The organism is Halorussus rarus, assembly GCF_003369835.1.
Lineage (GTDB): Archaea > Halobacteriota > Halobacteria > Halobacteriales > Haladaptataceae > Halorussus > Halorussus rarus.
The window spans coordinates 1,351,367-1,368,572 of sequence record NZ_QPMJ01000002.1 but is presented as its reverse complement, the minus strand read 5'-3'; the positions used below and the strand labels follow the sequence as shown (position 1 = coordinate 1,368,572).

The 17,206-nt window shown below is 63.0% G+C and carries 25 protein-coding genes; 12 read left to right on the top strand and 13 right to left on the bottom strand.

Features of this window, described 5'->3' with window-relative positions; genetic code table 11:
- Positions 1-9 precede the first annotated feature (9 nt).
- A complete protein-coding gene (locus DVR07_RS15125; RefSeq protein ID WP_115798099.1) occupies positions 10-450 on the bottom strand; it encodes an MOSC domain-containing protein in 441 nt (146 codons plus the stop codon).
- Positions 451-474: 24 nt separating this feature from the next.
- Complete coding sequence (locus DVR07_RS15120; protein ID WP_205254536.1) at positions 475-834, bottom strand: winged helix-turn-helix transcriptional regulator; 360 nt, start codon at positions 832-834, stop codon at positions 475-477.
- Positions 835-909: 75 nt separating this feature from the next.
- On the opposite strand from DVR07_RS15120, the gene merB reads away from it, so the two are divergent.
- Both merB and DVR07_RS15110 read left to right on the top strand, forming a co-directional pair.
- Positions 910-1,542, top strand: a complete 633-nt coding sequence (gene merB, locus DVR07_RS15115) for an organomercurial lyase (protein ID WP_115798098.1) — start codon at positions 910-912, stop codon at positions 1,540-1,542.
- Positions 1,543-1,635: 93 nt separating this feature from the next.
- Positions 1,636-2,226, top strand: coding sequence for a DUF7474 family protein (locus tag DVR07_RS15110; RefSeq protein WP_115798097.1), 591 nt, complete (start codon positions 1,636-1,638; stop codon positions 2,224-2,226).
- Between the two features lie 47 nt (positions 2,227-2,273).
- On the opposite strand, the gene DVR07_RS15105 is transcribed toward DVR07_RS15110, so the two are convergent.
- Both DVR07_RS15105 and DVR07_RS15100 read right to left on the bottom strand, forming a co-directional pair.
- On the bottom strand, positions 2,274-2,507 hold the full coding sequence (locus DVR07_RS15105) for a DUF7385 family protein (RefSeq protein ID WP_115798096.1): 234 nt from the start codon (positions 2,505-2,507) through the stop codon (positions 2,274-2,276).
- A 100-nt stretch (positions 2,508-2,607) separates the two neighbouring features.
- Positions 2,608-3,351 carry a DNA polymerase sliding clamp gene (locus tag DVR07_RS15100; protein ID WP_115798095.1) on the bottom strand — a complete coding sequence of 248 codons (744 nt, stop codon included), beginning with the start codon at positions 3,349-3,351 and terminating at the stop codon, positions 2,608-2,610.
- A gap of 266 nt (positions 3,352-3,617) precedes the next feature.
- On the opposite strand from DVR07_RS15100, the gene DVR07_RS15095 reads away from it, so the two are divergent.
- From DVR07_RS15095 to DVR07_RS15075, 6 genes are all read left to right on the top strand, one after another.
- Positions 3,618-5,738, top strand: a complete 2,121-nt coding sequence (locus DVR07_RS15095; protein WP_115798094.1) for a bacterio-opsin activator domain-containing protein — start codon at positions 3,618-3,620, stop codon at positions 5,736-5,738.
- 83 nt (positions 5,739-5,821) lie between these two features.
- Positions 5,822-6,103, top strand: a complete 282-nt coding sequence (locus tag DVR07_RS15090; protein ID WP_115798093.1) for a HalOD1 output domain-containing protein — start codon at positions 5,822-5,824, stop codon at positions 6,101-6,103.
- A 5-nt stretch (positions 6,104-6,108) separates the two neighbouring features.
- Positions 6,109-6,318, top strand: coding sequence for a DUF7576 family protein (locus DVR07_RS15085; protein WP_115798092.1), 210 nt, complete (start codon positions 6,109-6,111; stop codon positions 6,316-6,318).
- Between the two features lie 34 nt (positions 6,319-6,352).
- Entirely contained in the window at positions 6,353-6,508 is a 156-nt protein-coding gene (locus DVR07_RS22165; RefSeq protein ID WP_165881763.1) for a hypothetical protein, read from the top strand.
- An 8-nt stretch (positions 6,509-6,516) separates the two neighbouring features.
- Complete coding sequence (locus tag DVR07_RS21775) at positions 6,517-6,663, top strand: hypothetical protein (RefSeq protein WP_162829595.1); 147 nt, start codon at positions 6,517-6,519, stop codon at positions 6,661-6,663.
- Between the two features lie 688 nt (positions 6,664-7,351).
- Complete coding sequence (locus DVR07_RS15075) at positions 7,352-7,615, top strand: hypothetical protein (protein WP_115798090.1); 264 nt, start codon at positions 7,352-7,354, stop codon at positions 7,613-7,615.
- Positions 7,616-7,618: 3 nt separating this feature from the next.
- On the opposite strand, the gene DVR07_RS15070 is transcribed toward DVR07_RS15075, so the two are convergent.
- From DVR07_RS15070 to DVR07_RS21770, 3 genes are all read right to left on the bottom strand, one after another.
- Positions 7,619-8,431: a hypothetical protein gene (locus DVR07_RS15070; RefSeq protein ID WP_162829594.1), complete on the bottom strand. Its 813-nt coding sequence runs from the start codon at positions 8,429-8,431 to the stop codon at positions 7,619-7,621.
- Positions 8,432-8,602: 171 nt separating this feature from the next.
- On the bottom strand, positions 8,603-9,055 hold the full coding sequence (locus tag DVR07_RS15065) for a hypothetical protein (protein ID WP_115798088.1): 453 nt from the start codon (positions 9,053-9,055) through the stop codon (positions 8,603-8,605).
- Positions 9,056-9,303: 248 nt separating this feature from the next.
- Positions 9,304-9,513, bottom strand: a complete 210-nt coding sequence (locus tag DVR07_RS21770) for a hypothetical protein (RefSeq protein WP_162829593.1) — start codon at positions 9,511-9,513, stop codon at positions 9,304-9,306.
- A 373-nt stretch (positions 9,514-9,886) separates the two neighbouring features.
- Between DVR07_RS21770 and DVR07_RS15060 the strand changes: the two genes are divergently transcribed.
- The 3 genes from DVR07_RS15060 (at position 9,887) to DVR07_RS15055 (ending at position 12,762) form a co-directional block, all read left to right on the top strand.
- Entirely contained in the window at positions 9,887-11,062 is a 1,176-nt protein-coding gene (locus tag DVR07_RS15060; protein ID WP_115798087.1) for a tyrosine-type recombinase/integrase, read from the top strand.
- Positions 11,063-11,164: 102 nt separating this feature from the next.
- Positions 11,165-12,058, top strand: a complete 894-nt coding sequence (locus DVR07_RS21765; RefSeq protein WP_162829592.1) for a hypothetical protein — start codon at positions 11,165-11,167, stop codon at positions 12,056-12,058.
- Positions 12,058-12,762, top strand: coding sequence for an Nmad3 family putative nucleotide modification protein (locus tag DVR07_RS15055; protein WP_115798086.1), 705 nt, complete (start codon positions 12,058-12,060; stop codon positions 12,760-12,762). The genes DVR07_RS21765 and DVR07_RS15055 overlap by 1 nt, the downstream gene beginning before the upstream one ends.
- A 22-nt stretch (positions 12,763-12,784) precedes the next feature.
- Here DVR07_RS15055 and DVR07_RS15050 read toward each other — a convergent pair whose 3' ends face one another.
- Together DVR07_RS15050 and DVR07_RS15045 are read right to left on the bottom strand one after the other, a co-directional pair.
- Positions 12,785-13,297, bottom strand: coding sequence for a hypothetical protein (locus tag DVR07_RS15050; RefSeq protein ID WP_115798085.1), 513 nt, complete (start codon positions 13,295-13,297; stop codon positions 12,785-12,787).
- A gap of 124 nt (positions 13,298-13,421) precedes the next feature.
- Positions 13,422-14,510 carry a DUF4268 domain-containing protein gene (locus tag DVR07_RS15045; protein ID WP_115798084.1) on the bottom strand — a complete coding sequence of 363 codons (1,089 nt, stop codon included), beginning with the start codon at positions 14,508-14,510 and terminating at the stop codon, positions 13,422-13,424.
- Positions 14,511-14,738: 228 nt separating this feature from the next.
- Between DVR07_RS15045 and DVR07_RS15040 the strand changes: the two genes are divergently transcribed.
- Positions 14,739-15,725, top strand: coding sequence for a hypothetical protein (locus tag DVR07_RS15040; RefSeq protein WP_115798083.1), 987 nt, complete (start codon positions 14,739-14,741; stop codon positions 15,723-15,725).
- A 34-nt stretch (positions 15,726-15,759) separates the two neighbouring features.
- Here the strand turns inward: DVR07_RS15040 and DVR07_RS15035 are convergent, their stop codons facing one another.
- The 4 genes from DVR07_RS15035 to DVR07_RS15020 form a co-directional block, all read right to left on the bottom strand.
- Positions 15,760-15,939 (bottom strand): hypothetical protein, encoded by a 180-nt coding sequence (locus DVR07_RS15035; RefSeq protein WP_115798082.1) that lies wholly within the window; start codon positions 15,937-15,939, stop codon positions 15,760-15,762.
- Between the two features lie 24 nt (positions 15,940-15,963).
- Positions 15,964-16,152 carry a hypothetical protein gene (locus DVR07_RS15030; RefSeq protein ID WP_115798081.1) on the bottom strand — a complete coding sequence of 63 codons (189 nt, stop codon included), beginning with the start codon at positions 16,150-16,152 and terminating at the stop codon, positions 15,964-15,966.
- A gap of 158 nt (positions 16,153-16,310) precedes the next feature.
- Positions 16,311-16,682: a hypothetical protein gene (locus DVR07_RS15025; RefSeq protein WP_115798080.1), complete on the bottom strand. Its 372-nt coding sequence runs from the start codon at positions 16,680-16,682 to the stop codon at positions 16,311-16,313.
- Positions 16,675-17,019 carry a hypothetical protein gene (locus DVR07_RS15020; RefSeq protein ID WP_115798079.1) on the bottom strand — a complete coding sequence of 115 codons (345 nt, stop codon included), beginning with the start codon at positions 17,017-17,019 and terminating at the stop codon, positions 16,675-16,677. Before DVR07_RS15020 ends, DVR07_RS15025 begins: the two co-directional genes overlap by 8 nt.
- Positions 17,020-17,206 lie beyond the last annotated feature (187 nt).

Here is a 17,206-nt window from a genome sequence, read left to right as displayed (position 1 = left end):
AGGACTGCCTTAGAGCGGTTCGAGCGCGTCGCCCTCCGAGATCTCGCCCGACTCCACGACGTCGGCGCGGAGGCCGCCGCGGTGGAGCAGCGCCGACACCGCGCCGTCCGCGGTGAGCGATTCGAGGTGGCTACAGGGTTCGCAGAGCTCGACGCCCTCGCAGACGACCTCGCCGATTCGAAACCTCTCGCCGACGAGGTGGTTGAGCGCGGCGTCGCGGGTGGTGAGGTTCCGGCGGTGTGCGCCGTCGCCCAGGTCGATGTCCGCGTCCTCGGCCGCGGCCTCGACCGCCTCGGCCTCGATGAGGGTCAGGTCGCCGCCGTCGCCGCCGAAGTGGCGGTCGCCGCGCAGCCCCCGGCCGGCGAGCGCCTCGACCGATTCGACCGGCTCGACGGCTTCGCCCGACTCGGGCGCGAGGTGGATGGCCTCGATGGTTCCGGTTCCGTCCATGGTCGGACCACGCAACCCCGGCCCTTAATTCTCCCCGACGGACCCCTCACGCTCGTCGACCCACTCCAGCACCGGACCGAGTCGCTCGGCGAGCTCCCGGCCGTCGGCGGTCAGGTCGTACTCGACCCGGGGCGGAATCTCGTCGTACTGGGTCCGGGTCAGCAGGTCGGCCGCGACCAGGTCGTCGAGCCGCGCCGACAGCGTGGACGTGCTGGCGTCGCCCAGCAGCGACTCTATCTCCCGGAACCGGGCGGGCCCGGTCGCGTGCACGACGCAGAGCACCTGCATCGCGTACTTGCTGCTCAGCAGGTCCATCACGCCGCCCAGGCGGCAGTAGCAGGCGGGGTCGTCCGCGGGGTCGAACTCCGGTGATTCGTCGGCCATAGCTTCGGTTCCTCGAAGTCGGTCTATTACTTCGGACTCGACAGTATAAGAACTTCGGTATTCAAAGCAAGAGTGATGTCGGAATCCGATTCCACCGCTGCCGACGCGAGTACCGAGACGGCGGACGGCGACGCGGTCCTCGACCGACGACTCCCGTCCGAGATCGCCGACAACCTCCGGTCGCTGTTCGGGACCGACGACCGGCCCGAGACGCTCGGCGAGTGGACCGACGCGGTCGCCGCGGCGTTCGGCGACGACTGGCCGCCGGCCCTCGCCGACCTCTGCCACGACGACGAGGGGCGCCACCGCGCCGAGGTCGAGGCGGCGACCGGGACCGAGACCTACCGGTTCGTCTGCGTCCTCGACGCGTTCATGCTCCCGTTCCTGCCCGAGGTGCGCGGTGACGGCGACCGAACGGTCGCGGTGCGCTCCGAAGGGCCGGAGACGGGCGAGACGGTCGCCTCGCGGGTGACCCGGGAGCGCATCGAGACCGACCCCGCCGACGCCGTGCTGTCGTTCGGTGTCGCCGAGACCGACCCGGACGCCGCCGTGACGCCGGAGGCGACCTACGGGGCGCTCTGCCCCTACGTCCACGCCTTCCCCGACGGGGACGCCTACCGGCGGTGGGCCGAGCGCACCGACGCGCCGACGACCGCCCTGCCGCTCTCGGACGGTCTCGCGCTGGTGCGGGCGCTGGTCCGGGCCTGACTCGTCGCTGCCGGGGCCCAGGTTTCTCCATCCACGGCTCCCGTGCGAGCCGAATCAGACCAGTTTTGTACCACCGGCGACACACTCCCAGTCGTGCCGCGGTTCGACTACCCCTGCCCCGACTGCCGGACCACGACGAGCCTCCACGGCCCCGACTGCGGGTTCGAGGGCGCGTCGCGGGCCGACATCGAGAAGGCCTACACCGACGTCCTGGCGGTGCTGTCGGGCACCGCGCTGCCGGAGGACGCGCTCCCCGAGGCGGTCCACGGCCGGTGGTCGAGCCTCCACAAGTCCGCGCTCGACCGGCTCCGACACGAGCAGCGGGTGCTGGAGACCGAGGACGGCCAGCTCGAACTGCTGACCGCCGCCGAGTACAAGGAGCACGTCACCGACCCGACCGTCGAGCCCATCAAGACCGTCGCCGAGAAGGGGTCGGTGCCGGGCGCCCACGACAACGCGGTGTTCGCGATGATCGCCTGGTACGAGATGGTCGGCCTCTCGTGGGAGGAGACCCGCGAGCGCGTCGTCGACTGGCTCCGGGACACCGGGACGTGGACCCGGGGCGGGTTCGAGGAGGCCTCGCCCCAGGAGCTCGTCAACCGCAAGCGCCACGTCTACGAGTCGGGCTACGGCTGGAAGGAGAAGGCCGAGGCCGCGAAGGCGGTCATCGACCGGAGCCTGTAGCGCGGCGGCTCGGTGCCGACTCCGCGGGACCGACGACGATTCTGCGATCAGTGCTGGTGGGTGAACAGCAGCACGTCGTCGTCGACGGTCGTCACGCAGAGGTCGAGCACCTTGCTCAGCTCGAGGCTGTCGTACTCGCCCTCGCAGACGACCAGGTCGTCGAACGGTTCCTCGCAGGCCGGACACGCGATGCTGACCGTGTTGCGGTACGTGTTCACCGTGTCGGCCGATTCGTACGGCGTCAGCGACGAGACGAGCTCGTCGAATTCGCTCTCGTCCATGCTTGGCGCCCCCGACGGCCGAAATCGTGATAGTTCTGTTGCTTGGACAGCCGGCGAGAGTCGGGAGTCGGTCGGAAGGAGAGAGTCCGAGCGGGCGCGCTCAGTTGTTCTGGATGCGGGGCGCCAGCATGAACGTGACGTTGCCCTGGCCCTCGGCGATGTCGAAGTGGAGCTTGACCGGGAACTCCTCGCCGAGTTCGATGGTGACCTCGGCGTCCTTCGGGATGGCCTTGTTCATGTCCTTGAGGTAGTCGAGGCTGAACAGCGACCGGGCGGGGCCGGCCTGGAGGTCCACCAGGTCCTCGCGGTCGAGTTCGAGCCGGACGTCGTCGGTGTCGCCCTCGGCCTCGACGACGAACGTCTCGGCGTCGGCGTCGACCGCCAGCGCGATGTGGTCGCTGACCATGTCGGCGGCCGTCACCGAGCGGTCGATGTCCTTGCCCTCGACGACGATCTCGGCCGGGAGGTCGAGGTCCGGGATGTCGGGCTCCTGCCGGATGGAGTCGGGGTCGATGAGCGCCAGGGTGTACTCCAGCCCGTCGATCTGGATGTGGAGCTTGCGGGTCTCCTCGTCGAGCTCGAGGTGGACCGGCTGGTCGCCGCTCGCCATCCCCGCGATGTCCTCGAGCCGGTCGAGGTTCACGCCGATGATGCCGCCGTCGGCCTCGTAGGACTCGAAAGCGGCCGCGTCGAGTTCGAGGTCCACCATCCCCACGTTGGCGGGGTCGACCGCCCGGATAGCCAGCCCGTCCTCTTCGAGGTGGATCTTGCACTCGTCCACCAGCACGCTCACGGAGTCGATAGTGTCCTTGAGCGTGTCGGCGCTCACGATAGCCTTAAACATCTTGGCCGGAGGTACGAACCCCCGGCATAAAAAAGACCCGTTCGGGCGCGTGCGCGTGTGAGAGCGACGAGCCGACGGCGCGCCGTTGGCTCGCTCGAACGCCCCGTCGCTCGGCCCCGAAGAGACCGTCCTGCCCGCCTGCAAAGAGCGGTCGGACGCGCTCACCGACGGGCCGTCCCGCTCGCCGGCGGGGTCGGACTCGCGTTCCTCGGCCGTGTGCTTTTTCTATCGACGTCCCCTACGGTAAATAACAGCGCTGCGATACGATGGAACGGACAACGCGCTCGGTCGCCCCTCCCGCGAGCGCCCAGCTGCGAGCGCTCGCGAACACCACGTCGGACGGCATCCTCACCATCGACGCCGAGAGCACCGTCCGGTTCGCGAACCCGGCGGTCGAGTCGATCCTCGGCTACTCGCCCGACGAACTCGAGGGCGAGCCGCTATCGCTGATCATGTCCGCCGAATTCGCCGACCGACACCGCGAGGGGTTGGCCGACTACCTGGAGACCGGCGAGCGCGCCCTCGACTGGACCGACGCCCGGCTCCCCGGCGAGCGGAAGGACGGCTCGGCGGTGCCGCTGAGCGTCTCGTTCAGCGAGTTCACCGCGAACGGCGAGCGGTTCTTCACCGGCATCCTCCGGGACGTCTCCGACCGCCAGCGTCAGGAGCGGCGGCTGTCCGCGCTCCACCGGTTCGCCCAGTCGCTCACCGCCGTCGAGACCGCGGACGGCGTCTGCCACCTCGCGATGGCGACCGCGGACGACGTGCTCCCGCACCTTCACACGACCGCGTACCTCTACGACTCCGACGAGGGGCGGCTCTCGCCCGTCTCCCACACGCCCGACGTGCCACAGGTCGCCGCCGACTCCGGCTCGCTGTTCCCGGACGACCGGACGGTCCTGTGGGACGTCTACCAGACCCAGGAGCGCCTCGTCTGCGACGACACCCGGTCCGACCCGGCCGCGGCCGACTCGGGGACGCCGCTGGGGAGCCTCGTCGCCATCCCGGTCGGCTCGTACGGCGTGATCGTGAGCGGCGCGACCGCGCCCGACGCCTTCGACCGCGACGACGTGCGCGTCCTCTCGCTGCTCGCGGCCGACGTCGAGACCGCGCTCGACCGGGTCGAGCGCGAGGCGGACCTCCGTGACCGCGCCGCCGAACTCGAGGACCACGTCGCCACCCTGGAGCGACTCAACCGGGTCAACGACGTGATCCGGGACCTGACGACGGCGCTGGTCCGGGCCGACTCGCGCGAGGAGCTCGAGCAGGCGGTCTGCACCGAGCTCGTGAACGTCGAGCCCTACCGGTTCGCGTGGATCGGCACGCCCGCGGCGACCGGGGGCGAGCTCCGACCCCGGGCGTCGGCGGGCGTCGAGCGCGGCTACCTCGACGCCATCGCCGGAGGGGCAGAGAGCGGGCCGCCGGGCCGGGCCGCGGCCACGCGGGAACTCCAGGTCCACGACGACCTCGCGACGAACCCGCCGTTCGAGCCGTGGCGCAAGGAGGCGCTCCAGCGGGGCTACCGCGCCGCCATCTCGGTCCCGCTCGTCTACAAGGACCTGCTGTACGGCGTGCTGACCCTGTACGCGGGCGAGCCCGGCGCGTTCGACGAGCTCGAGGTGGCGGTGCTGGACGAACTAGGCCGGATGGTCGCCTACGCGACGAACGCGGTCGCGCGCAGCGCGGCGCTGGCGAGCGACTCGACGGTCGAACTCCGGTTCGAGATCGCCGACCCCGACCTCCTCGTCGCGGAGTTCGCCCGCGAGACCGACAGCAGCGTGCGGATCGAGTCGGTGGTCGAGCGCGACGACGGGTCGCTCCGGGTCTTCTTCGTCGTCGACGGCGCGTCGGTCGACGAGGTCGTCGAGTTCGCCGCGCGTTCGCCTCACGTCACCGACCCGACCCACGTCTCGGAGACCGACGAGGGCGACCTGTTCGAGGCCACGGTCGGCCGCGAGACGTTCCTCGCGAAGCTGCTCGACTACGGGGCGTACCCGACCGAGCTGGCGGCGACGCCGACCGGGGCGTCGCTCACGGTCGAACTGCCCCAGGGCGGCGACACCCAACCGTTCCTGCGGATGATGCTCGACACCCACGACGGCGTCGAGATGGTCGCGCGCCGGGAGCTCGACCGCCCCGTCCAGTCCGACGCCGAGTTCCGCGCCCACTACGCCGAGCGGCTGACCGACCGCGAGGAGGAGGTGCTCCGGACGGCGTTCTACGCCGGCTTCTTCGAGTCGCCGCGCCGGAGCTCGGGGAGCGAGGTGGCCGAGCTGCTGGGCGTCTCCCAGCCGACGGTGAACCGCCACCTCCGCAGCGGCGAGCGCAAGCTCCTCGAGATGGTGTTCGAGGACCGCCCGTCCGCGAGTGAGCCACGCCGTGAATAGCTATACGACCGCTCCCGACGGCGATGCATATAGAAACGGAACAGGGCTATGGGGCGGACGTGCCTCCACTACGGTAGACGCTCATGCCCGCACACACTCTCGACACGCCCGCCGATTCCGTCACCCAGGACGTCGTGGCCGCCGTCGCCGACGCGACCGGTCGCGCCCCCGAGACTCTGCCGCCGCTCTACGACGTGGTCGACCCCGACGCGCTGGAGGCGCTCGCGAACCGTCCGCCCCGCGTCGGCCGCCGGTCGGCCGGCCTCGAGGTGACGTTCGACTTCGCCGACTGCGTCGTGACCGTCTCCTCCGGCGACGGCGTCGCCGTCTCGGCCGACCCCGCCGACGCCGTCGCACCTCGGTGAGGTGGATGTCCGAGGACTCCATCGCCGACGCGTCCCTCCGCGAGCACCCCGACACCGAGGCCGACCCGGTCCGGATCTGCGCCGCCTGCGACGCCGTCGTGGAGGACTCGGACTGGCATCCAGCGACGACGCGCGTCACCGAGGCGGGAGAGGTCGTCATCTACCTCTTCTGCACCGAAGGGTGCAAGACCGAGTGGCAAGCAGCACGCGACTAGCGAGCGTCGACCCATCGAACGACACTACCACAGCATGACCGAATCGACCCCCACGAAGTACACGACCCCCGAACCGCGCTATCGCCTCGTCGAATACGAAGACTCGTACGGCACCGTCTCCGTCATCCAGGACTCGGAGAACGAGGAGGCCTGGATTCAGGCCGCGACCACCGTCGACGTCGAACCCTGACCCGTCCCATGGCTAACTTCATCCTCGACGCGACGACCGAGCGCACCGGCTACAGCGACTACGACCCCCAGCACGGCCCCGTCTACGTCATCGAGGCCGACGGCGACGACGGCGAGTGGATCCAGTCGAGCCACCCCGTCGACGTCGAACCGTAACCGGACGTCTCCATCCCGGGAGCGTAACTGCGCCCCTCCTCCCCCTCATCGACCCGTCCCGACACCGCGCCCGGACGAACGAAGCGCGTAAACCCCTCGCCGAACTATCCTCCGGCAATCAGATGAGTCACAAGGACCACTACTACAACCACTCCCAACGGTCTGTTACGCCTACTACTTCTCTCACAGCATCACGCCCTCTCGGCGAAGAAGGGCTGTAGCTCGGCCACCGATCAGAACGAACTCACTTTACCGACGACACATTCTACCAGTCGCAAGAAAGAGATCGTAACCCGCTCGCTGACAGGCGCGCTCAATCCTCGCCGCGGAAGTGCTGCAAGGCGAACACTACGTCCCACGCTGTCCGCTTCGACGCGTCCGGCCCGTCCCCATCCACGTATCGGTACAGCACCTCGCTCGCCTCCGCTAGCAACTGCCTCGTGGTATCCTTGTCGCAGACACCGGCGACGAACTGACATCCATACTCATCGCTTCTTCGGCGAACGCGAATCACACCTATCAAGTAGAGTCATCGGAGAATCGATATTTTCAGGCCCTGTATTTGGACTTCTCTGCCCTCGAGAACACTACGATCTGTTTTTCATCAGAACCGAGGGGGTAGGAAGGGTCGAGAGACATCAAATAGCCGATAGTTATTAGGATGTCCGCTGCTGCGGGGCCCATCGCGATGCCGACAGCATCCGTCGAACTCCCACAGGAGTTCCGCGACCTCATCGAGGAACAGATCGCCGACCACGACCAGTTCGACACCGTCGACGAGTTCGTGGCTCGAGCGACCGCCGAGAAGCTCCAGCAAGAGGCGAAGGAAGAGTACCGTAAGCAGGGCACGTACACCGACGGCCCGATCACCGAGGAAGAGCGCGAACTCCACCGCCGGCTGGTTGACCTCGGCGTGATCGAGCGTGATCCTGTCCTCCTCGACGAGGTGTAGCCGTCAGTCCGCGCGCGACAGCTCGTTTCTGACCGCCGAGTAGAGGAAGTCCTCCGCGTCCCGGTACATCGGGTCGCCTTCAACCTCCTCCTCGATCATCTGCCACAGGTCTTCGGGCACCTCGACCTGTCGGCCGCCCGTCCGTGCTTCCCGCAGCACCTCGAGATCGATGTCGTACGCGTCCTCGTCGTAGTGGGCGTTGAACGCGGCGTCGGCCGCCTCAAGGTCGGTGTGAGCCTCGGGGACGCCCGGCGCCGACTCGGCCTCGTTGACTACCGCACGAAGGTCGTACTCCGCGTACGCCTCACGCACGTCGTCGGCGAAGTCCCAGTACTCCTCGACGGACGCCGTCTGCCGATTGGGGGGCTCGTAGCCGAGCGCCTCCATTCCGAGCACGGCCCGCTTGTTGAGGATCGCGTAGGTGTCCGGGGCGAGGACGTGGAGTAACTCGGTCGCAGTGGCCCAGCCGAAGCCGTCGAGTTCCAGTACCTCCTTGAGTGCGTCGGTGTCCCCGAGCGCGCGCTCGACCGCGGCGGCGACCTCGTTGGGCGTCTGGTCGTCGAAGACGATGTCGTCGACGTAGTAGTCAATGCTTCGGCGAGGCTCGGTTGCCCAGAAGCCGTCGTGGGCGACCAGCTCCGCGAAGGCGTCGCGCGCCGGGTTCTCAAGGAACGCCTTAGCCAGTTCTCGCTTCTCCTCGATCTCGTCGTTCCGGTCAGGGTAGTACGTCATTTTGGTTACCTTCGTTCTTTCTTGTGCGTTACTCCAGCTCCTTCGCAGCCAATCTTCAACTCTGTATAGAGAAAGAAAACACATAAGATTTCCCCCGATTAGAGACAGAGATTTCCCTATTTAGAAAAATCTTAGAGAAACACGGCATCTGCGTGGGAAATCCGCTGAACGACACGAACGAAGAACGGACGACAGGCCACGGGGTTGTCTCGACGCCAATAGCTCAGAAGAACGAAACGCAGCGGCGTAAACGGCCTACTCCGACGTTGCTGTGTTGAGCGGAACCCACTCCCCACTCTCGTCTTGGTACTCCCACCACGTCGGCCCGCGGTATCCGCTGTCGCGAGCATCCGTTCCGCGAACGTCGCGATCCGCCTCGCGGGCAGCTCCCGATGGGCTCCACAGTTCCCCATCATACTCGAGCTGGCCGCCCCTCACCGTCGCCTCGACTGTCTGGCCGTCGTACTCCCCGCGGTTGTACTGGTGCCGTACCACAGTCCCGTCTTCCAACGCCTGTGCCGCCGGGTTTCCTCCCTCTGGCCGTTCCCTGTCGAAGGTCGTGGTGCGGTTCTCTCGATCTTCGCGGGCGGCCTCTTCGTCGAGATGCTCCAGCACGCGAGCCACGATGTCATTCCACGATTCGTCCCGGTTGCCGTACTGGCCGAGTTCCCGGTAGAGATCCTCGTCCAAGTTGATGGTTCCTACCATCAACTCATCATTCGGACAGCCGGAGTATAAAGTTTGTCCTGAGTTTTCGAGGAGAGGATTAGTGATATACGTCCTGAGTTTGGAGTGTCGAACGCTGTAGGAGATTCCGTTCGTCGCGCCTGACCTGTTCGGGTTCCTCAGCCTCTCGACGCTGGTCTCAGTCGTGACAGGCGTTGGGGCCCTCTCGATCGCGTGGCGGTGGCACCGAGCGTAGCGACGACCAAAGCACCACGTCTACAGCTGACCGTTCACCGCGGGATGAGTCTCGTCGGGTTGCCGTCGGATGGCTGGAGCGGGTCGTGCGGGCCGGGCTGCTCCAACAGAGTATCAAGGTACGCCCGGAACTGCTCCTCGGCGCCGTCCGCACCATCGAGAAACGCAAGGACGCCAGACACGAGGTCGGTCGCGTCGACGCGTCCTCGCCCGGCTCGTCGACGTGAGACGCGTACGCCGTCCACGCCACCTCCCGAAGCGCCTCCGCCGGCCTGAATTTGCAGAGCCGGCAGCCGAACTTCTCGGGCTGGAACTGCGTCCCGTACCAACCGTGGTCGGGCACTCGATTGCCGTCCACGGCTCGTCGATTCCTCGGCACTCGACCTTCAGACCATCCTCGTCCAGTTCGACGATGAAGTAGGCCCCAAGTACCCCTTCCGCACCTTCTTCAGGTGGGGCGGAGTTGAGTGCCCGGCCCCGGTGCCAGCCACGGTGCGTGTGCCCGCAGAAGTCAATCCATCAGGATCATCCAAGTCCCAAACCCCTCGAAGTATCCTCCAAGACAGCGAAAATAGAAAACCCGCTAACCAGCATTCTATAACTGGGCTAAAATCCGATATGACGCAGGACGTTAGCCAACAATTGGAGACCCTCCGCAATAAGATACAGAACGGTCGCCGGGATGTAGACGAAGCGAATCGAGATGCATTACTGAAATTTAGTGACGAGCTGATGCTCATCCCGAGTCAAGTAGGCGATCATCGGCACCTCAAACTTCTTCGTCACAATGTCCGAATGGCAGAGCACGCTGGGAGTCTGGTCGATGCTTTGGAGGATGAAGAAGAAGTGAAGGAGATCGTTCGGTGGATTCATCGAACCTACGATAATCCAGAGACAAATCGCGATTACCGAGTAGCTTTGAAGCAATTCGGCCGGCGAGCTACAGAGGTAAATGGCGATTCTCCACCGGAGACCATGGAGTGGATTCCGTCAAATACTCCCAGTACGTATGATCCGGCACCTGAGCCCAGTGATATGCTGAAATGGGAAGACGATGTCCTCCCTCTGATCGAGGAAACACGAAATCCACGTGATGCGGCTTTGGTCGCTGTTGCATGGGATGCTGGCCCTCGCTCAGGAGAGCTTCGAAGTCTCACGCTTGGAGACGTCACAGATTACGAACACGGCTATCAGGTAACGGTACGTGGGAAAATGGGACAGCGGTCGGTCGGGTTAGTTCCAAGCGTTCCGTTCCTACAGCGGTGGCTGGAGGCCCACCCCGGTGATGCACTCGATGATCCGCTGTGGAGCAAGTTGGAGGAACCGACGGCACCGACTTACAACGCCCTTCGGACGGCGATCAAGGACGCAGCCGAACGTGCAGACATCAATAAACCAGTCACATTTACGAACTTCCGAAAATCAAGCGCGTCTCATCTGGCTTCCCGAGGGATGAATCAGGCTCACATCGAAGATCACCACGGGTGGACGCGTGGGAGCGACGTCGCCTCGCGATATGTCTCGGTGTTCGCCGAAGACACCGATCGGGAAGTTGCTAGGATCCACGGAATTGACGTTGATGCAGATGAAGAACCAGACCCAACTGCACCTATTGAGTGTCCTCGATGTCACCAGAAAACGCCACGCGAGAAACAAAACTGCATTCACTGTCGCCAACACCTCACTAAGGAAGCGACGGTTGAGCAACGAAAGACGTGTGATTGGTGTGGAGAGACTATTCGAGGATACTCTGAGCATCTTCCAGCGTGTCCGGCAGTCGAGATTGAGAAATGATGTAGTAGACCAGTAACAGCTGGCGGCCGAAAAGGGAGAATGTCGGATTGAGTGACGTATGGGAGAACCACTAAGTGAGGCGACTATCTCCTTCGCTTATAGATGCCGTCGGATCTTGATTACGCAGTTGGAACTTCTCCAGTCGAACCAGTAAATGCAGGAGAAGTGCAGCAGGTGGACGATCTACGAGAATGGATGCAGAATTGTGCCGATAGATACGAAGACGAGGAAGCAGGGTTCAATTCGAACACGCCTCGTGGTCGTGTCTACGTTGCCAGAAGCATTCAGTACCAGTCCGACAGCGGCTTGGCCCAGACTGGTAGTGCGCCCAGTTTCTTCGGCGGCCTTTGGAGTCTGGCAACATGTAAGAAGGGGATGCGAGGCGAACCAGAGCGAAGCAACTCTGCCAACCCAGATCATCCGTTTCAGAGACTGTTCCAAGAACCAGATGACGAGGGGATCAGACGGCCGAAATATCCGGTTTTCATCTTGACCTGTGCATCCAGAAGTAAGGCGCACGACAAACCCGAGGACGCCAACTCTCACCGAAACTGGCTGGCGAGTGCCGCGATGGTCACACACGGGTTCGACAAGATGGAAGACTACGGTCAGTACCTTCGTCGTACATACGACGAGGAGGCCGTCAGGCACCGCCTCACCCACGCGTCTGACCGCACACCCTTTGCGGAGAACCGGGGCGACTGCCATATAGACGATTCAAGATCTGTTCGGTACCCGCCAGCAAACCACCAGCATGGAGATGGTGAAGTAGAAGCCGAATGTGACTGTAATAGTAATCCCTCCCGAAACCCAGAGGAACATATCGACAACAGCGAGGATCACGTCAAATGTGTCTCCGAGCGGGGGTACTGGCTGGGTTGGACAGAACCCCAGTTCGCCCTCAAACCGGAGGAGGAGTTCAACCAGAACCACCGAACTGCGAAGGGGTTCGATGATCTCTTGGAGCGGTTCGAACCAGTCGGGGGGGCCACCTGATGAGCGTAGTACTTGTTGGCATTGCGGCAGATTCGGACAACACCTCGAATTGCCCGCCGATCTTTGAGGATGGAACGTTTGAGTACATCCCCATCCCCGAACAGTACGAAACGACCGAAACTGCGACTTACCACAGCGAGGGATTCAGCGAGTACCTCTCCCACGTGGTTCACCGCGAACAAGAGACGACAACCTTTGATGAAGTTCCCATCCATCACGATCCGAACTTTGAGACGCTGACGTTCGGCGACCCCGGCAAGTCGCGGAGCAAGCTTCTCTCACTTAGCGAGGATGATGTTCTCGGGTTCTACTGTGGCCTGACACCACCGGGTTACTCGCGCCCAAAGCACCGGTATCTGATTGGTTACTTCACCGTTGACAGGGTTATCGATTTTAACTCCCTCAGGGAGGCTGAAATTGAAAATGAAGTCGAGAACAATAGGGAGAATGCGCATATCAAACGCTACTTGGCCAGCCGAGATCCCCGACATCTCTCAGACTTGGTGATCGTACAGGGGAAACAACCGGGCGGCCAACTGGATGAAGCTATCAAGTTGAGTGGGGGTCGCCCCGACGCATCGAACTACTACTTTCGCGAGAAATGGATAGACGCGTGGGAACCCTCGACTGAATACCTCGGGGGGATCAAACCCGTGATTACGGCTGCCATCACTAAGAACCAGTTCCTGAATTCGATCCAATAGGGCGTCCACTCCCTAAGTCGGGTTATCCATAGGCGTAGCCCCGGTTCCGGAGGAATTGAAACTGGTTATGATGATTGCCGACGATTCCCCAGCTACCTCGCTCCATCCCATACTCATAGTAGCGTTGCAAGATCTCGTCGTCCGTAATGATAGCGCCGTGGTAATGGTCGAATGGCCGCGTCACGTCTACGAGTTTCGACCCATCGAGCAGACACCAAGCATGCTCAATTCCCCCGATGTTAAGGTCTGAGACGGCAGCGAATCCCTCGGCGTATTTGAACCGGCTGTCGTACGCCCACATCTGGAGGGCGTTGGCGAAGCAGGCCTTCATCTGAGGGTCGGTCGCGCGGATGGCATCCGCGACGAGTTCTCTTTCGTCCTCCGTCAGGGCGTCCGTGACTGCAACGGAATGCCCGGCTATCGTTTCCTGTTTAATGGTGCTACTGTCCACGGCTTCACCGTGATCGGCGATGTACGTGTGAACCGGCGACAACTCGCGCGACGCGTGGACGTACTCGGTAGCGGGATTTTCCATCCACCCACGCGTGGCCGACTGACCGATTTAGCCACATCGCCTCGGGGGGTCGCTATTCGTTGATCCACCCACCCCTCGGTTCCGATGTAAAGACCACAGGTGGGCAGATACCCTTCTGGTGCATCTATCGAAGCTCCTCTTCCAAGACGGGCGTCAGTTGTTCGTGGAACTCCGCCAGCCGATCGACTGCCCACTCTTTGAGTTCCTCGTCGTCCAGCGCGTCGTCTAGCCGTCCGACCTCGCGCTTGACATAGAGCCGCGTGTACCCGCTACTGCCGTACTCCTCGTAATGGATCTCCTCTGGCACATCCAGCGAACGGTCTTCAATCGTCGACTGCATCGTCTCGAGCATCTCCTCGTTCCGTGCGTAATCGTCGAACTGGAAGTTCATCACGACGTGGAACTCCTTGTCGCCGGGATCGCCTTTGAAGTGCCAGACGAACTCGACGTCCGAGTGGCCAGCCGGGATCGTGAGCCAGCTGTCGCTGCTGGCGCTCCTGCTCGTGACGCCGGGGAGTTCCTGCTTGAAGCGTTCGAGAACCTCGCCGAAGAACCGCCGGTACTTCTTCTGCTTGGGCGACTCCTCCTTCTCCTTGATCTCCTGCGTCTCGTCGACGCCGATCACCGTCGGAACGAACATTTCGGCGTCGTCCTTCTCGTAGTAGTCGAACTCGACGCAGTTGATCTTCAAGTCGTGGGCGTCCCGTAGCCAACGCGTCATCCGGCGAACGTCATCGGTGATAGTGTATGCTACCAGCATGAGCTGGGGCGACTGTAGACCCTCGGTGAATTCCCGCTCGAAATCGTCGATGTCGAATTCCGCGTCCTCCTCGTGTTCGAACGCCTCGTAGAGTTCCTCCAACGACTCGTAGTCAGTGAGATCGAAGAACTCGTCCAGATTCAGCCGGGCCAGAGAAGACGCATAGTCGAAGAGCTGGGTCACGGCCGAGCGCGGCGACCGGTCGCGCTTGAACTCAATCGTCGTGAGTGTCCCCCGCTTGTCGCACACGAGCAGATCGGGCTCCTTCCCGGTCGGCAACTGGAGCTTGCTCCCGAGAACGACGTTCTCCCGGGTTGTCAGCGTTCCCATCACTAACCTTGGGTCGCTGTGGATCACTTCGTGGAGGTCGTCCTCCAGATGCTCCTCGCTGTACTCCACCTCCTCGAGGTACTCGATTTCGCCCTCCTCGCGGCGAAAGCCGATCAGTGACATTGCCGATAGATGTGGGTGGCCGCTCAAAGGATCTTTCCCGTCGACTGGACAGTCTGGAACAGGACACGTCGGGACAATATTGTTGAGCGCGAACGGGGTCTCGAAATACCGGTCGGCACCCGGTGGAAGATCCCACGCCGTGTCACACAGTATCGTGCTGTAATGGTGAAAATATGATTTCTCTTGAAAACTTATCTATGTGGCCAAGGATGTAGCTATCCGATAGGGATGAGTCACTCACAAACAGTCAAAGAGGACATAGTGGATGGTGAGTCGATCAATATCGCCGCAAAAGTCATTCAGCAACGAGCTTTCGATGACGGAAACACGCAGGTTCTGTTGGAAGACATTGAGGGGGAGCAGTTGGAGCTGAAGATCTGGGCGGGTGACCTTGAGACTGATGGGCTGGAGGACGGCGAGTGGTACTGCTTCGAGAACGCCGAGGGGGACGTCTACAACGGAAAGGTCGGCCTCGGGTCGAACCGCGGCAAGCTGCAGCTCAGGCACCTTCCGGAACCGCCCGGAGGCGCCACCAATGAACGGGAACAAGAGGAGCCTATTGAGCAGATCGTAGGAGATGCGGTCGCCCTCGACATCGAGACCATCAGCCAAGTTCCGGAAGAGGAGTTCGACTTCGAGAATTCGGATCATGTCGAACTCTTGTGCATCGGAGTTGGGTACACGCCGAACCTCGGAACGCCGGGAGCCTCGGAGGTGCTGTTCCGCACTGGTACGGCGCCGGCGACCGAGGCCTCCCTCCTCGAGGAGTTTTGCGGATACGTCGAAGCGCGTGATCCCGATCAACTCGTTATGTTCAAGGGGGACTTCGATAGGCGACACCTCCTCGGCCGAGCCGAGCGCCTCGTCGATCTTGAGTCCGAGCTTGACGCACGCATCGAGTCCATATTCGTCGAACGGGAGGTCGTGAATTTGGATCCATGGGGGTCACTTGAGGAAAACGCCGACGTGCCGCCGACGTACTGGGACATCTACGACCACGCGCTTGACCCTGCGGAGTGGCGGACAGATCACCCCCGGTACAGCGGCGACATCTCCGACCCTCGGGTCACGAACACTGACGTTCCCCATTTCGGGGAGCGATACCTCGAACTGTGCGATGAGAACGCGGATGGTCGCGAGCGGCGTGCTCTTCGGGAACTGTTGCGGCATTATACGGTCGCGGACATCGACCCCCTGTTCGAGTTAGTCGACTAATCTCGGAGGAAGATTAGAGTGTCGTACACGCGGTTTAGGTAGTCAGGGATTCAACCTCGTGAATCCGGAGCGAATACTGGTCGGGGAGATTCTCGATGATGACCCGGATCTTCAGGACGCGCTCTTTTCGCGCCAGCGCCTTCACCGCGTCGACCTGCGACCGCTCGAAGGACGCGTTCCCGGTCTTGATCTCGCAGTAGTACCGTTCCAGCAAGTCGCCGTCCCACCCGTCCTTGGCCTAAATGACGCAGTCCGGCGTCCACCGACTTGCCCTGTCGGAGCCGTCGACCGAGAGCAGACAGCCACGGGTGACATCCACGTTTAGCCCCCACTCGAGGCCGCCCTCGTCGATGTCCAGATCCTGTCGAACGAAGTAAACCAGCGCGTGCGGCTTCGGGGACTCTAAGAGAATGGCCTCTCCGAGCACACCGTAGAGATTCGCTCCGATGTCGAACGTCCACGTGTTGCCGTCGACCTCGGCGGGCTCCTTGATCGACGGGTTATGGTCGGCGAGGAATCAGATCGATGATCTCGTCAGCTCCGTGCGCCTCGCCGCTCCGATTCGCGGTGAAGGTCTCCGCGAAGTCACTCATCGCTGACCACCTCGGCCGCCACGACTTCGCCACTATATCCATCGATTGCGTTGCCGTCCTCATCCACCTCGGTTGTCCAGCCCACAGTCACCGGCTGCCAGCCACCACCGTTTTGCTCGATGGTGAGAATCGTACCGCCAATCACCCAGTTCTCGATGTCGTGCATTCCCCCGGGGAGCAGGACGGCGCTGAACTCGCCATACGGCGGACGGTGGGGCGTTTCCTCGGCGAGCGGCTTGTCGAGGTCGACGGTGTCGATGCCTGTCTCCACAACGTGGCCATCCTCCGTCTCAAGTCGGACTCGCGAGGCCGTCTCGCTGGCTCGTCGCACGGCGTCGATGATCTCGGCGGGCGTGTCACTCATCGCAGATCACCTCGAGCGACCGCAGTTCCTCGCGACCGTCAACGTCCCAGCCGAGGCTGTCCAGCACCAATCCCTCATCTCGAGGATCGTTGTAGTAGACTAGCGTCGCGTGCTGATTCTTCCCGGTCTCCGTCGGGACGTAAATACAGACGTTAATCAAAGTCTCACCACCGCTCCATTCTTCCAACTCGCCCTCTTCCGTCACGTACCCGAGGACATCGTGACTCTTTGTCTGAGCGTGGATGAGGTCGCCCTCGTGGAGCCGAAGCAGGTGCTTGGGTTCTGGGTTCTCGATCTGTTCTTCGATGCTGTCGTCGTCGATGGGTGCCGTCATCATCGGCGCCCCTACGGTATTCATGACCCCCAGATAAACGCTGGCGTGGGGTCTGCAACCCTGCCGTACAAGCCTTTATCCGCTGTGAATTAACGTGTCACCTTCGCCGAAGACCGGACTCGATCCCGGTCGCCGCCGCGGGAGCTATTACCCGAATACTATCTCAAGTGCCACACAGGGCCAGCCATCC

Bases quoted from the DNA above. Each gene is read 5' to 3' on its own strand.
- DVR07_RS15045 (WP_115798084.1), bottom strand. From the start codon at position 14,510: ATGTCACTGATCGGCTTTCGCCGCGAGGAGGGCGAAATCGAGTACCTC.
- DVR07_RS15105 (WP_115798096.1), bottom strand. From the start codon at position 2,507: ATGGACGAGAGCGAATTCGACGAGCTCGTCTCGTCGCTGACGCCGTAC.
- DVR07_RS15085 (WP_115798092.1), top strand. From the start codon at position 6,109: ATGTCCGAGGACTCCATCGCCGACGCGTCCCTCCGCGAGCACCCCGAC.
- DVR07_RS15060 (WP_115798087.1), top strand. From the start codon at position 9,887: ATGACGCAGGACGTTAGCCAACAATTGGAGACCCTCCGCAATAAGATA.
- DVR07_RS15090 (WP_115798093.1), top strand. From the start codon at position 5,822: ATGCCCGCACACACTCTCGACACGCCCGCCGATTCCGTCACCCAGGAC.
- DVR07_RS15025 (WP_115798080.1), bottom strand. From the start codon at position 16,682: ATGAGTGACACGCCCGCCGAGATCATCGACGCCGTGCGACGAGCCAGC.
- merB (WP_115798098.1), top strand. From the start codon at position 910: ATGTCGGAATCCGATTCCACCGCTGCCGACGCGAGTACCGAGACGGCG.
- DVR07_RS15050 (WP_115798085.1), bottom strand. From the start codon at position 13,297: ATGGAAAATCCCGCTACCGAGTACGTCCACGCGTCGCGCGAGTTGTCG.
- DVR07_RS15075 (WP_115798090.1), top strand. From the start codon at position 7,352: ATGCCGACAGCATCCGTCGAACTCCCACAGGAGTTCCGCGACCTCATC.
- DVR07_RS15055 (WP_115798086.1), top strand. From the start codon at position 12,058: ATGAGCGTAGTACTTGTTGGCATTGCGGCAGATTCGGACAACACCTCG.
- DVR07_RS22165 (WP_165881763.1), top strand. From the start codon at position 6,353: ATGACCGAATCGACCCCCACGAAGTACACGACCCCCGAACCGCGCTAT.
- DVR07_RS15040 (WP_115798083.1), top strand. From the start codon at position 14,739: ATGAGTCACTCACAAACAGTCAAAGAGGACATAGTGGATGGTGAGTCG.
- DVR07_RS15095 (WP_115798094.1), top strand. From the start codon at position 3,618: ATGGAACGGACAACGCGCTCGGTCGCCCCTCCCGCGAGCGCCCAGCTG.
- DVR07_RS21765 (WP_162829592.1), top strand. From the start codon at position 11,165: ATGCCGTCGGATCTTGATTACGCAGTTGGAACTTCTCCAGTCGAACCA.
- DVR07_RS15020 (WP_115798079.1), bottom strand. From the start codon at position 17,019: ATGATGACGGCACCCATCGACGACGACAGCATCGAAGAACAGATCGAG.
- DVR07_RS15070 (WP_162829594.1), bottom strand. From the start codon at position 8,431: ATGTGTTTTCTTTCTCTATACAGAGTTGAAGATTGGCTGCGAAGGAGC.
- DVR07_RS21775 (WP_162829595.1), top strand. From the start codon at position 6,517: ATGGCTAACTTCATCCTCGACGCGACGACCGAGCGCACCGGCTACAGC.
- DVR07_RS15125 (WP_115798099.1), bottom strand. From the start codon at position 450: ATGGACGGAACCGGAACCATCGAGGCCATCCACCTCGCGCCCGAGTCG.
- DVR07_RS15065 (WP_115798088.1), bottom strand. From the start codon at position 9,055: ATGGTAGGAACCATCAACTTGGACGAGGATCTCTACCGGGAACTCGGC.
- DVR07_RS15120 (WP_205254536.1), bottom strand. From the start codon at position 834: ATGGCCGACGAATCACCGGAGTTCGACCCCGCGGACGACCCCGCCTGC.
- DVR07_RS15100 (WP_115798095.1), bottom strand. From the start codon at position 3,351: ATGTTTAAGGCTATCGTGAGCGCCGACACGCTCAAGGACACTATCGAC.